This is a genomic window from Rhodanobacter koreensis (assembly GCF_054782855.1).
In genome coordinates this window covers 725,537-739,810 of sequence record NZ_BAAGRR010000012.1, presented here as the reverse complement: position 1 = coordinate 739,810, position 14,274 = coordinate 725,537, and the positions used below count along the sequence as shown (strand labels likewise).

At 61.1% G+C, this 14,274-nt stretch carries 10 protein-coding genes; all 10 read left to right on the top strand.

Annotation, left to right across the window (positions count from 1 at the left end; genetic code table 11):
- Window positions 1-21 precede the first annotated feature (21 nt).
- The 10 genes from ACYVKM_RS16970 to ACYVKM_RS16925 all read left to right on the top strand — a co-directional run bounded on the left by ACYVKM_RS16970 (window position 22) and on the right by ACYVKM_RS16925 (window position 14,268).
- Window positions 22-699 carry a DUF502 domain-containing protein gene (locus tag ACYVKM_RS16970; RefSeq protein WP_460878788.1) on the top strand — a complete coding sequence of 226 codons (678 nt, stop codon included), beginning with the start codon at window positions 22-24 and terminating at the stop codon, window positions 697-699.
- Between the two features lie 228 nt (window positions 700-927).
- Window positions 928-3,060 carry a M13 family metallopeptidase gene (locus ACYVKM_RS16965; RefSeq protein ID WP_460878787.1) on the top strand — a complete coding sequence of 711 codons (2,133 nt, stop codon included), beginning with the start codon at window positions 928-930 and terminating at the stop codon, window positions 3,058-3,060.
- 390 nt (window positions 3,061-3,450) lie between these two features.
- A complete protein-coding gene (locus ACYVKM_RS16960) occupies window positions 3,451-5,793 on the top strand; it encodes a catecholate siderophore receptor Fiu (protein ID WP_460878786.1) in 2,343 nt (780 codons plus the stop codon).
- Window positions 5,794-5,937: 144 nt separating this feature from the next.
- A complete protein-coding gene (locus ACYVKM_RS16955) occupies window positions 5,938-6,618 on the top strand; it encodes a Fe2+-dependent dioxygenase (protein WP_460878785.1) in 681 nt (226 codons plus the stop codon).
- A gap of 492 nt (window positions 6,619-7,110) precedes the next feature.
- Window positions 7,111-7,716 (top strand): GspH/FimT family pseudopilin, encoded by a 606-nt coding sequence (locus tag ACYVKM_RS16950; protein WP_460878784.1) that lies wholly within the window; start codon window positions 7,111-7,113, stop codon window positions 7,714-7,716.
- Window positions 7,713-8,276 (top strand): type IV pilus modification protein PilV, encoded by a 564-nt coding sequence (gene pilV, locus ACYVKM_RS16945; RefSeq protein WP_460878783.1) that lies wholly within the window; start codon window positions 7,713-7,715, stop codon window positions 8,274-8,276. The genes ACYVKM_RS16950 and pilV overlap by 4 nt, the downstream gene beginning before the upstream one ends.
- Before the next feature lie 5 nt (window positions 8,277-8,281).
- The gene (locus tag ACYVKM_RS16940) at window positions 8,282-9,061 is read left to right on the top strand and encodes a PilW family protein (protein WP_460878782.1); all 780 of its coding nucleotides are present in this window, start codon (window positions 8,282-8,284) and stop codon (window positions 9,059-9,061) included.
- A 42-nt stretch (window positions 9,062-9,103) separates the two neighbouring features.
- Window positions 9,104-9,673 (top strand): pilus assembly PilX family protein, encoded by a 570-nt coding sequence (locus ACYVKM_RS16935; protein ID WP_460878781.1) that lies wholly within the window; start codon window positions 9,104-9,106, stop codon window positions 9,671-9,673.
- A gap of 47 nt (window positions 9,674-9,720) precedes the next feature.
- A complete protein-coding gene (locus ACYVKM_RS16930) occupies window positions 9,721-13,710 on the top strand; it encodes a pilus assembly protein (RefSeq protein WP_460878780.1) in 3,990 nt (1,329 codons plus the stop codon).
- Between the two features lie 66 nt (window positions 13,711-13,776).
- Window positions 13,777-14,268 carry a type IV pilin protein gene (locus ACYVKM_RS16925; RefSeq protein ID WP_460878779.1) on the top strand — a complete coding sequence of 164 codons (492 nt, stop codon included), beginning with the start codon at window positions 13,777-13,779 and terminating at the stop codon, window positions 14,266-14,268.
- Window positions 14,269-14,274 lie beyond the last annotated feature (6 nt).

The following is a 14,274-nucleotide window of genomic DNA, read 5'->3' as shown; positions in this document are numbered from 1 at the left end:
CCGTCATCGACAAGAATCGCCATGCGATCGTTGCGCCTCAAACGCTACCTGCTGACTGGTCTGCTCACCTTCATTCCGCTGTGGGTGACCTGGGCCGTATTCAAACTGGTGCTGGGCACGCTGGCAGATATCGGTGCACCGCTGGTCAATGCATTCCTCGGCGCGCTGGCCCTGGTGGCGCCTCGTGCCGCAGCCACGCTCGGCACGCAATGGCTGACCTTCATCGTCGCGCTGCTGATCACGCTCGGCGCGCTGTACCTGCTCGGCTGGGTGGCCAATCGCGTGATCGGCCAGCGTTTCATCAATGCCTTCGATGGCCTGCTGGCACGCATCCCGGTGGTGCAGACGATCTACGGCGGCACCAAGAAACTGATGGCGGTGCTGCAGAACAAACCCTCCGGCGTGCAGCGGGTGGTGCTGGTGGAATTCCCGCGCCGCGGCATGAAGACGGTCGGTTTCGTCACCCGGGTGATGAGCGAGGACGACACCGGCCGCGAGATGGCGGCAGTGTTCGTCCCGACCACACCGAACCCCACTGGCGGCTATCTGGTCGTGGTGCCGCTGGACGAACTGACGCCGACCGACTGGACGATGGATCAGGCGATGGCCTTCATCATTTCCGGTGGTGCCGTGGCACCCGATACCCTGCCCGCCTCACCCGCAACGCTGCGACACGACAGTCCCGAGGATCATGCATGAGCATTCGCGACACCCTGCTCTCCGTCGCGCCTGGAGTTGTCGCCATGACCGCATACGCCACCGGCTCGCCGGAAGGGTCACCCCCTGACCTTTGACACTGTCTCACCCATGACGTTTGACCTAGCGTGAAAAGGCATGGCTGCGTTTTGGGGAAGATCCGACAGTACGTAGCCAGTGAGCAACCACCGTACCCGCCCGACGGGCGATATAACTCACAGAGGGATATCCATGACCAAGCAGTATCTGAAGCCGCTGGCACTGGCATTGGCCGTAAGCCTGGCGCTTACCGCCTGCGGCAAGCAGGAACCGACGGCAGAGCAGCAGCCCGCCCCGGCCAAGAGTGCCCCAGCCGCAGCCGCCACTACGGCCTCTAGCGCAGCGGCCGCACCGAAAAGCGTGTTCGACGTCAGCGAGCTGGATCCGAACATCAACGCCTGCCAGGACTTCAACGGCTTCGTCAATGCGAAGTGGGTCGCCGCCAATCCGATCCCGCAGGATCGCACCCGCTGGGGCGCCTTCGACCAGCTGGCCGAGGCCAGCCTGAACACCCAGCACGAGATTGTCGATGCGGCCGCCAAAGACGCTGCCAGCGCCAAGGCCGGTTCGATCGAGCAGAAGATCGGCCTGCTGTATCAGTCGGGCATGAACGAGGATGCCATCGAGAAGGCGGGCTTCGACCCGATCAAGCCGAAGCTCGATGCCATTGCCGCCCTGAAGAGTGGTGCCGACGTGGCCGACTACATCACCAAGGCCTACACCGAAGGTGACGGCCAGGTGTTCCAGTTCGGTTCCGGTGCCGATTTCCAGCACGCCGACATGCAGATCGCCTACGCGAACGAAGCCGGCCTGGGCCTGCCAACCAAGGATTACTACAGCGACGCGAAGTACAAGGACATCCGCGATGCCTACGTCGCCCATATCGCCAAGGCGCTCGAGCTGACCGGTGTGTCCGAGGCCGATGCCAAGAAGCAGGCCGACGACGTGCTGGCGTTCGAGACCAAGCTGGCTGCCGCCTCGCTGTCGCCGGTCGAGGAACGCGACCCGAACAACGAATACCACTTCGTCAGCGTCAAGGACGCCGACAAGGCCACGCCGCACTTCAGCTGGGACAAGTTTTTCACCGCTCAGGGCGTGACCATCGACAAGGGCTTCTCGCTGTCGCAGCCGAAGTTCTTTGCCGAATTCGACAAGCTGCTGGCCAGCGCGCCGATCAGCCAGTGGCAGGCCTACCTGCGCTTCCACACCATCGACGATGCCTCGAACTACCTGAGCAAGAATTTCCAGGACAACAAGTTCGACTTCTACGGCAAGACCCTGGCCGGCCAGCCGCAGCAGAAGCCGCGCTGGAAGCGCGTGCTGGGTGCGGTCAACGGTTCGATGGGCGAGGCGCTGGGCGAGCTGTACGTGGCCAAGGTGTTCACGCCTGAGGCGAAGGCGCGTGCGCAGGAGCTGGTCGACAATGTGCGCAATGCACTGAAGGCCCGCATCCAGAACCTTGACTGGATGAGCGATGCCACCAAGGCCAAGGCGATCGACAAGTGGAACACCTTCCTGCCCAAGATCGGCTATCCGGACAAGTGGCGCGACTGGTCGGGCCTGAACGTCACCGCCGACAACTACTACGCGAACGTCGAAGCCGCCGGCAAGTTCAACTACGACTACGACATCGCCAAGATCGGCAAGCCGACCGACCGCAAGGAATGGGGCATGACCCCGCAGACGGTCAATGCGTATTACAACCCGACCGACAACACGATCAACTTCCCGGCCGCGATCCTGCAGCCGCCGTTCTTCGATGCGAAGGCCGACGACGCCATCAACTACGGTGGCATCGGTGCGGTGATCGGCCACGAGGCCAGCCACGGCTTCGACGACCAGGGCAGCCAGTTCGACGGCGCCGGCAACCAGAAGAATTGGTGGACCAAGGACGACCGCGCCAAGTTCGATGCCCGCACCGACAAGCTCGTACAGCAATTCAATGACTACACACCGATCAAGGACAAGCCGGATGCGCACGTCAACGGCAAGCTGACCCTGGGCGAGAACATCGCCGATCTGGGCGGCCTCAACGTGGCCTACGACGCCTTGCAGGCCGCCATGAAGCAGCACCCTGGCGAAGCCGATAAGAAGATCGACGGCTACACCCCGGACCAGCGCTTCTTCCTGAACTGGGCCCGTGTGTGGCGTGGCAACGTGCGCGAGAAGCAGGCTCTGTTGTACCTCAACGTCGATCCGCACGCCCCAGCCTCGCTGCGCGCAATCGGCGCACCATCCAACATGCCTGCCTTCGCCACTGCGTTCCAGTGCAAGACCGGCGATGCGATGGTGCGAGCGGACGACAAGCAGGTGAAGATCTGGTAAGTCGTCACTGCTGGATGCCGCAAATCACTGCGGCATGAAAACCGGGGCCCCGCATGCAAGTGCGGGGCCCTTTTCGTTGTATGGCGTGGCCATGCATGGCTCTTTGCGGCCCAGCGGCACACATCCGCCTAACAAATGTATTGCAAATCATTCTCATTAAAAATATCGTATGCATCTGCTCTGACAGGAAGCACTTCGGCGACGCCGAGGTATCTCGCCTGATCAGATCACCGTTTCACCGTTCACTGCGGTTTGCACGGCCACGCAGCCACCTGCTGCACGTGCCACTACAGACCTGAATACCTGCCATCCAGCCATTGCGAAAACCCGCATTCGCCAGACCCGCCAGGCCCTGTCGACACGCGACGCTGTATCCACCACGGAATCCCCATGGCCTTCATCAAAAGCCGCAAGCACGCCACTGCCCGAGCCAAGTCACCATCAACCAGCAGCATGGCGACGGCCGCCACCTTGCTCACCGGCCTGGCGCTGGCGCTGCCCGTTGCTGCTGCCGACATGCCGGCAACCAGCCCCGCCACCGACGCACAGGTCGCCAACGCAAAGACCCTGCCGGGCGTCAAGGTGGAAGCCACCCCCAACGACTACAAGATCGACAAGGTCTCCTCGCCCAAATTCACCCAGCCGATCCTCGACACCACGCAGACGGTCAGCGTGATCAGCAAGGAGCTGATCCAGCAACAAGGTGCCACCACGCTGACCGAGGCACTGCGCAACAGCCCCGGCGTCGGCACCTTCTACGCTGGCGAGAACGGCACGACCAGCACCGGCGATGCGATCTACATGCGCGGCTTCGATACCTCCGGCAGCATCTTCGTCGATGGCGTGCGCGACCTCGGCACGATCTCGCGCGACGTGTTCAACATCGAGCAGATCGAGGTGACCAAGGGGCCGGACGGCACCGAGTACGGGCGCACAGCGCCCACCGGGGCGATCAACATGGTCAGCAAGCAGCCGCAGCTGGGCAACAGCGTTTCCGGCTCGGTCAGCTATGGCAGTGCCGACCAGAAACGCAGCACTGCCGACTGGAACCAGGCGATCGGCGCGAACGCCGCGTTCCGGCTCAACGTCATGGGTCAGAACAGCGGCGTGCCCGGGCGCAACGACGTGGAGAACAACCGCTGGGGCGTGGCGCCGTCCCTGGCTTTCGGGCTGGGTACGCCGACCCGTGTCTACCTGGATTTCCTGCATATCAAGCAGAACAACATTCCCGACGGCGGCGTCTCGACCATCGGCCTGCCCGGTTACAGCAGCCCTGATCCGTCACGCCCCTTCCTCGCCGACGCACCGGCGGTTGACCCAAGCAATTTCTACGGCACCAGCCAGGATCATGACCGCGACCAGCAGGACATGTTCACCGCGATCATCGAGCACGACTTCTCGGACAACTTCGCGCTGCACGACACATTGCGCTGGGGCCGCACGCGGCAGGACTATCTGCTGACCTCGTTCATGGCAACCGCGGCCAACCTGCTGACGCCGGATCCGGCCGACCCGTCGACCTGGACCGTGGCGCGCAGCAATCTGAACTTCAAGCATCAGAACAACCGCATCGCCACCAACCAGACCAACCTGACTGCCAATTTCGAGACGGGTGCCGTCACGCACAACCTCAGCGCAGGCATCGAGCTGACCCAGGAAAAGGCCACCGCGCTGGGTATCGTCGCGCTGAATGGCAGCACTTGGCCGGCAGCCAACCTCTACGATCCCGACGCCAATGTCGGCGGACTGATCTACGGCCCGAACGGCACCTTCACCAGCGGCAAGACCACTACCGAAGCGGCCTACCTGTTCGACACCATGAAGTTCGGCGAGCAGTGGCAGATCAATGCCGGCGCACGGCTGGACCACTACAGCACCGATTTCACCAGCACGGTGGTCTGCGGCAGCAAGACCACGCCCGCGTGCGGCACGTTGCCGGCCGGCAGTGTCGTGCCGGGCATCGACACCCGCGTCTCCGGCAACCTGCCAAACTACAAGCTCGGGGTGTTGTACAAACCGACCGCCAATGGGAGCATCTACGTCAATTTCGCCATGTCGCAGGAGCCGCCGGGCGGCAATACGCTCACCTTCAGCAGTTCGGCCAACAGCCTGGACAATCCCGACCTCGAACCGCAGAAGGCGCACACGGCCGAGATCGGCACGAAATGGGACCTGCTCGACGACCGTTTGCTGCTGACCGGCGCGCTGTACCGCACCACGGTCACCAACCAGCTGGTGCAGGATCCGACCAATTCCGCCGTGTACGACCAGATCGGCAAGCAGCGCGTGCAAGGCATCGAGATCAACGCCGTCGGCAAGCTCACCGACAACTGGTCGCTCAGCACCGGCTACACGATCATGAATACCAAGGTGATCAATGGCAATTCGGTGACCTCCGTCGGTTCCAGCGCGCTGGCCTATACCCCGAAGAGCGCCTTCACCGCATGGACCACTTACCGCCTCCCGTTCAACCTGACCATCGGCGGTGGCGCGCGTTACTCCGGCGAGCTGCAGCGCGGTACCGACAGTGCCATCGGCACGCCTGCGTATACGCAGGCCTACTGGGTGTTCGACGCGGTGACCAGCTACACGGTCAACAAACATTTCGATCTGCAATTGAACGTGTACAACCTGTTCGACAAGGATTACGTCGCGGCGATCAACAAGAGCGGTTACCGCTATATTCCGGGGGTCACCCGCTCGGCCATGCTGACAGCCAACTTCCACTTCTGATCCCTGGCTGCAGAGCCCACCGTTCCGGAGGATGCGCAGGACAGGGATTCGATGCGGGGACTGAGTGCCACCCTCGCTCGAACGCTGCCCGCTCTCCGAGCCACGTGCTGACTCGAGAGCAGGAACCCAACGCCGGAATCCATCATGCTGCTGCATATTCCCGAAGTCCTCAGCCGCGACCAGGTCACGCAGTTGCGCAGCGCACTGGATACCGCCGACTGGACGGACGGCCGCGAGACCGTCGGTGCGCAGGGCGCAAAGGTAAAGCACAACCAGCAACTGCCGGATGCTTCGCCACTGCGGCAGCGACTGGGCCAATTGGTGCTGCACGCCTTGGCGCAACATCCGGTCTATCACGCAGCGACCCTGCCACTGCGCACGCTGCCCCCGCGCTTCAACCGCTACGAAGGCGGTGGCCAGTACGGATTCCACGTCGACGGCGCGGTCATGGCACTCCCGGCCGAGGCCGGACAACTGCGCAGCGACATCTCCTGCACCCTGTTCCTGAGCGAACCGGATGAGTACGACGGCGGCGAGCTGATCGTCAGCGACACCTACGGGGAGCACGACGTGAAACTGCCCGCCGGCGACCTGATTGTGTATCCGTCCAGCAGCCTGCATCGGGTCGCACCAGTCACGCGTGGCGCGCGCGTCGCCTCGTTCTTCTGGGTACAGAGTCTGATCCGTGACGACAGCCGCCGCCGCCTGCTGTTCGAACTGGACAGCTCGATCCAGACCCTGACCCAGTCCGGCGCCGATGCCGATGCGCTGCTGCAACTGACCGGCATCTACCACAACCTGCTGCGGCAGTGGGCCGAGACCTGAGCAGGAACGGCTGCAACGCCTAATACACCGGCAGCACGAAAATGGATTTCGATGCAACGAAGAGGTCTTTTCGTTTCCGGACAACGTGAATCAGATCAGCCCGGTCGCCGCATGCACCGGGACACCGCGCCGGCATCGCCGCCAGCAGCAACGATAAGCAGTCGACGTGACGAATCGCAAGAACTTGCGATAACTTGTTGATCCACATCAAGTTCAAGCCGACGAACGGTGGATTTTCCCCGATGGGCGGCAGTTCAAATCGACGTCCATTTGGATCAAGCTATTTCTGCCATTCGGCCATCCTGGCAGGTCAAATCCGCATGTCCGCGCCCGGCACAGCAGCGCGTTCCAGCAGATTGAAACCTTTACCTGGATCGTCCGGATGGATGACAGGGGTACCAGCAACAGGGGCGCCAGGGGACTCATCGCACACGGCCCGATGAAACGACATCCGGGCATTCGACGCCATACAGGGGGCGATTCATGAATACGATGCACCCGCACCGCAAGCCAGTGGCCGGTTTCACACTGGTCGAACTGTTCGTGGTGATTGCCATCGTCGCCATCATGCTGGCCCTGGGCATTCCCTCCTACAAGAGCGTCACCGTGCAGGACCGAATGGCCAGCGAGATCGGTGACTTCACGACTGATATAGAACTGGCGCGCTCGGCCGCCGTCAAACAAGGCGTGCCCGTCACGATCTGTGCCTCGGCAACCCCGAGCGCTGCTGCTCCGGCTTGCGACGGTACGGACTGGAGTACCGGCTGGATCGTCTTCACCGACGTCGCCAGTCCCGCCGACCAGACCTATAGCGCAACAGGCGGAGATACCTTGCTGCGCGTTCATTCCGCACTGCAGGGAGGCGACACGCTGGCGGGCAGCACTGGGGCCCTCGGCGCATATGGCGGAACGCTCAACGTGCTGGAGTTCAACCGCATGGGCGGCACGCAAATCGCTGGTGGCAGCACCGAATTCGATGTGTTCAGTCTGCACGACAAGGCCAACACCGTAGCTTGGCGCCGCTGCCTGCTGGTGGCTGGAGTGGGCACGAGCCAACTGTCCACGCAATATCAGAACCCGGGAGATGATTGCCCATGAACCGCCTCTCGTGCGCCCGCACCAAGGGCTTCACCCTGATGGAAGTACTGGTTGCGCTGGTCATCATCTCGATCGGTCTGCTCGGCATCGCAGCGATGCAGGCAACTGCCATTGCCAGCACGCATACCTCGCAAACGGAATCGCTGGCAGCCATCGAGGCGCGCAGTCTGGCCGACGCCATGCAGGCCAACCCCGACTATTGGGCCAGTGGGAACATGCCTGCCACCATCAGCGTAACCGGTACGGCAGCGGCGCCGGTACTGAGTGACACCACCCTAAATTCGCAGGCCACCGACTGCTCCACGACACCGTGCCTCAAAACGGCTACCGACCTGGGTAACGTTGCGATGGCCGGCTACGACCTGCAGCAATGGGCGAAGCAATTGTTTACCCAGATCCCCGGCTCCAATGCAACCATCACCTGTCAGATAGGTTCGCCCTCCATCTGCAGCATCACGGTGACCTGGACGCAGAAAGCAACGGCTGCCGTCAACAATGGTACGCAGAGCAAGGCTACCTTGGCGAACAACATGAGCTATACGCTCGTCAACCAATTCTGAGCATTATGCGCACGAATCCCGCCAATCAACGTGGTATCGGCCTCATCTCACTGATGATTGCGCTCACCATCGGTACGTTCCTGCTGGCCGGTCTGTTCGATATCTGGTTCCAGACACGCCAGACGTTCAAGGCGCAGGCGGAGCTGGCCCAGTTGCAGGACAACCAGCGCATGGCGCTGACCATCATGGCCAACACCGTGCAGACCGGTGGTTACTATCCGTACGCTCTCAATTACCCCGTCGCACCGAGTCCACCCTATTCGGTGATCACGGCGTTTCCGGCAACCACGCCCTTTACCGTCACGCCCGTGGTCAACGGCTCGCAGATGGCCTATCAGGCTTTTTATGGCACGTCGGCGGCCACCGCGACGGCAAGCGATACCCTGTGGGTTCGCTATCAGTCCGATGGCATCAACACGCTCGACTGCCAGGGGCAGCTCGATCCCGTGGGTACGATCGTCGTCAACACCTATCAAATCGACGCCAACGGTGACTTGCAGTGTTCGCTCAATGCCGGCTCCGCCACACCGACGTGGCAGACCGTCATCACCGGCATCGCGAAACTCACCATTCTTTACGGCGTCGATACCCAGAACGATTTCTCGGTGCATCAATACATGGATGCCGCCACCGTCACTGCCGATAACGACTGGCCATCCGTTCGGTCCGTCAACATACAACTGACGTTCAACAATCCGTTGTACGGACAGCCCGGACAGACCCAGCAGACATTGCCTGTGATCAGTCGAGTTGTCTCGGTGACGCAAACGACTCCGTCCATCTGACCCATGTCTATTTCACGCCAGAAACCATCACCGACAAAGCCTATGAATTTCGCAAAAACATCGAGGGCTCGGGCCGAAAGCGGATTCGTGCTTATCACCAGCCTGCTGATCCTGATCATCCTGACGGTGCTGGCTGTGGGCATGTATCACAGCTTCAGTGTGCAGGAAAACATGGCGGCGAACACCAAGGAAAAGGGACGCGCCTTCCAGATCGCTCAGAGCGCACTGCAATACGCCGAGTACCAATTGACGACCAACCTGTCGTTGCTCGCGCAAAGCGGCAACTGCAACGCGGCTCTCGCTGTAATAACGGTTTGCACCAACGACGTTTCCATCGTTCAGAACCCATCCAGCAGTGCGGTGATGATCATCGGCAACGGCACGAAATATACAACCATGGTACCCGCCATCACGATTTCATCCACCGGCGGCAGTGGTACGTACTACGACTACCCGCAGTTCTATATTCGATACCTTGGCCTGTCACCCAGCGGGCTTGACCAGATCTACCAGATCACTGCCCTGGGCTATGGCGGCAACGCCAACGCGACCGCCGTTGTACAGAGCGTTTTCCAGTTGACGACCAATGTCAAAAATCTCGGGGGGCTGTGATGAAAACGATTCGGACCTTTGCCGCAGGGATCGTCCTCGCATGCCTCATGGCCCATCTGCCCGTGGCGGACGCGCAAACGGCAAATGTCATCCAGGACGGCTTCACCGGGACCACCGCCCAACTGCCCTGGCAGGCGTTCAATGGCGCCTGCCTTACCGCCGGTACACAGGGAATGCCTGCTGCCGGTGCTACGGGGATACCCGCCTGCTACCTGAATACCTACTATGGAACCCAAACCCAGACCGGATTAACCACCAATAACGGGAATCCCAACACGGATCCCGCGGGTTCAGGCGCTCTACGCCTGACCAATGGCTGTGCCCCGGTAACAACGACAAAAAACGGCACAACCACCACTACAAATACGTGTTACTACGACCAGAATGGCGCCATTATCGACACGCAATCGTATCCGTCGAATAACGGCATCCAGGTCACCTTCACCACATACACCTATGGTGGTGATAACTCGGGCGGTCATGGTGCGGATGGTATCGGCTTCTACCTGCTGGATGCCACAAAGGCGACCCCCAATATCGGCGCCTGGGGCGGCAGCCTCGGTTACAGCTGCTCGAACACCAACAACCCATACAATGGCATGGCCAATGCCTATTTGGGCCTGGGCATGGACGAGTTCGGAAATTTCCTCAATAACAGCGACAACACTGGATCAGGCGATCAGGCCACCAGCAGCAATGGCGGCAATGGCCAGGAATATCAGCCCGGTCGAATCGGCCTGCGTGCCTATGGCAATATCAATCTGGCATCTCTCCAGGCTGTCAATCCTTCTGCCACCACAAGTGATGTTCAAGCGACCTGCAAAAACGGGGGCACCTACAGTTACAGTGGGGCCACCACGTATTCCTATGCCTATACCTATCGGGCGAGCGGGTATTACACCAACCAAGTCACTACCAGTGTGACCTATAGCGCTCCGAGCGGCGCCAGCAATTCGCAGAAAAAAGCTTGCGATCCCAGCCAAAATAACTCGCTGAATCCGACGAGCACCACTACCGGCGGCGCCGGCACCCCCACAGGGTCGCCTCTGAACTATTCAGGCACGCTCTATCAGCAATCGAGCTCCACAAACTCGGCCAAGGCTGTGACCGGCACGCAGAACGTGACCTACAAAGGCACTGCCTATACCTGCAAAACGAGCACCGTTGTCACCACGACAGCTTATTCATACAGCGGCACTACCCCTACGGCGAGCGCAACGGTTTCGACACCGACCACGACCAACAATGACGGCTGGAACGGCACAGGCATGATGTTCGGGCAGGGTTCGGACGGTAACTATTACCCGATCACCGAAACAACCACATCGAATACGCCCACCCTTACGCAGACATTCCCTGATTACGCCGCGATACCCGGCGCCTTCGTCAACCTTCCTTCGAGTACTCCCATCGCCAATGAAGCAGCCACCTCGAGGGCTGGCACCAGTACGAAGGCTGGCGCCACACCAATTTCCTACAAGCTGCAGATCACCAGCGACAACAAGCTGAGCCTCTGGTACAGCTGGAATGGCGGCACTTACAATCCTGTGCTCACCAATCAGCTCATCACCGCGTCCAATGCCGCGCAACCCAGCTCGTACCTGTTCGGCTTCGGCGGTTCCACCGGTGGCAGTGACAACGTCCACGAGATCACCTGCTTCCAGGTCACCCCGGCGGATGTGTCGGCCAGTTCGGCCGGACTGAACGTGCAGCAGTCGGGTGAGGTCCGGACCGGAACCCAGGTCTACCTGGCCTATTACCATCCCAACAACTGGTGGGGTGAACTGGACGCGCAGAATCTTGATTTCAACGCTACTACGGGTGTGGTGTCGATCGATGCAACGGCCAACTGGGATGCATCCTGCGTCCTGACCGGCGGAGCTTGCACCGCCACCGGCGCCACCAGCGGGACAGCACAGACGCCACGCACCCTGCTCACCTGGGACGGCGTCGATGGCAATGGCGCAGTCAACTTCTCCAATACCGGCGGCTTCTCCGCCACGAGTGACACGGCCGCCTTCAACACGCTCGGCACGATCGAACAAGGTTGGCTCAACGACGACAACGCGGGCGCAAATCGTCTTGCCTTTCTGAGCGGCGACCGCAGCAATGAAGTCCCCACCGGCACGGCAAGCGCCACGCAGATTTTCCGGAATCGCAACAGTGTGCTGGCCGACATCATCAACTCCAGCCCGACCTGGGTCGGCCCTCCCTCGGCGCCTTACCCGGCAACCTGGAAGGATAATTTGCACCCCACAGACACCGTTCCGGAGAACGGCTCTGGCGCGCAAACTTACCCAACGTTTGCGGGTAGTGGCACTACGGGCATGGCCACCCGACTGAATGTCGTCTACGACGGTTCGAATGACGGCTTCATGCACGGCTTTGAAACCGGCTCGTATGCCGCCGACGGCACCACCTACAACTCCACCGGCAATGATGGCAAGGAACTGGTGGCCTACATGCCGCAGGCCATCCTGCAAACCATCCACAACAGCACCACGCCGACGCTGGATTACTCATCACCGCAGTACTCGCATAATTACTATGTGGATGCGACACCGGGGACCGGCGATCTCTTCTACGGGAGTGCCTGGCATACCTGGCTGGTCAGTGGCCTGGGTGCAGGTGGCAACGCGATCTTCGCCCTGGACATCACCAACCCCAGCACGACCAGCTTTACCGCCAGCAGCGTGATCGGTGAATGGAATGCCGCGGCACTGAGCGCGTTGTGCGGCACCCGTTCAACGTGCGGAAACAATCTGGGCCAGACCTACGGCACGCCACAGATCCGCCGCCTGCACAATGGCCTGTGGGGCATCATCTTCGGCAATGGCCTCAACAGCACGACAGGTCATGCCGGCATCTATGTCATGACGATCTCGGCCAGCGGTGCACCTTCCGCGGTGTATTTCCTGGATACCGGCGTGGGCAGCTCAACCAATCCCGACGGCATCGCGTATGTAACCCCAGCGGATCTCGATGGCGATCACATCACCGACTATGTCTACGCGGGCGACGTCTATGGCAACGTATGGCGGTTCGATCTGACCAGCGACACTGCAAGCAGCTGGGCGGTGTCCACTTACGGCCATACCGGCGCGACGCCCTTGTTCACGACGCCCAGCACGACTACCTGCACGGTGACGACATCGCCGTGCCCGGCCGCCTCGCAGGTGACCACGACCCAGCCGATCACGACGGCCGTGGTGGCACTCTCGGTAGCACCCACAGCGGTCGGGCAACCACGCGTCATGATCGAGTTCGGTACCGGCTCCGTGACGCCGCAGTCGACGGTCTCTTCGATCCAGTACTCGCCTGGCCAGCAGGCGCTCTATGGCATCTGGGACTGGTACATGGGGCAGTCAGGAACCGCCGGATCCAGCTATGCCGGCTTGATCGGATCGTCCAGTGCCCCGACGACGGCTGCACCGATCTCAATCAGCACCCTGCAAGTGCAGACGGTGACCAGCACGGGCGCCATTAGTACCGGACAGGGCGTAGAAACCGTCAGCAATACGACGCTCTGTTTCGCCGGAACCACCTGTGCCAACGGAACCAGCACACCCACCACGGGAACCGATTTCGGCTGGTACATGAACCTGCCGAACTATGCTGGCGTCACCGGTGTAAATGGCGGCTCCGGAGTCACCGGCAACAATCAGACCGAACAGGTCGTCTACAGTCCGATCGAAACCGATGGTGCGTTCATCGTGAACACCACGGTACCGGCGAACAACACCCCGCTCACCTGCAACGTGGCGGGCGCCCAGGGCTGGACCATGGCGCTCAATCCGGGAACGGGTGGTGCCTTCCAGGAGTCGTTCTTCTCGACCGGCAATGGCAATTTCGCCAACGTCAATGGCCAGCCGGTCAGCGCCATCGCGCTCAATGCGACAGGTAGCCCATCCGTCGTGACGGCGGACAACCATCCCTACCTGGTCAACCAGACCACGACGGGAGCCGGCACGGTCAACCAGATCAATCCCCCGGGTGGATCGTACGGTGGGCGGTTGACCTGGATCGAACTGCATTGAGTGAGGTGAACAGCCATGCACACGACATTCACCATGCGACATCTCACCACCCAGGATTCAACAGCCATGCCAGAAGCCAGCGGTACACAACTGCTTCGATCAGGATCAAACAATCCGGCACCGCGGAAGCTCGCCGGCTTCACCCTGATCGAGCTGATGATCGTGGCGGCGATCGTGGCCATCCTCGCGGCCATTGCCATTCCGTCTTATCAAAAGCAGATCATGAAGTCACGGCGGGCCTCGGCAAAAACCGCCCTGCTCGATCTGGCCAGCCGGGAAGAAAAGTACTACGCCACCAACAACAACTACCCCGCCACCCTGGGGTCCGTCGGCTATGCGAATGTGGATGGCAATGGTGCCATCCAGGTCCCGAACAACACCAACGAGGACTATTACAGCGTGACGATCACCTTGGGCACGCCGACCGCTACCGGCTACACGGCAACGGCGGCACCCGTAGGCAACCAGACCAACGACAGTTGCGGCAGTTATTCAATCACGGACCTCGGGGTACAAAATGCCACCGGCACCAGCAGCGGTGGTACCGGCTGCTGGTGATCCATC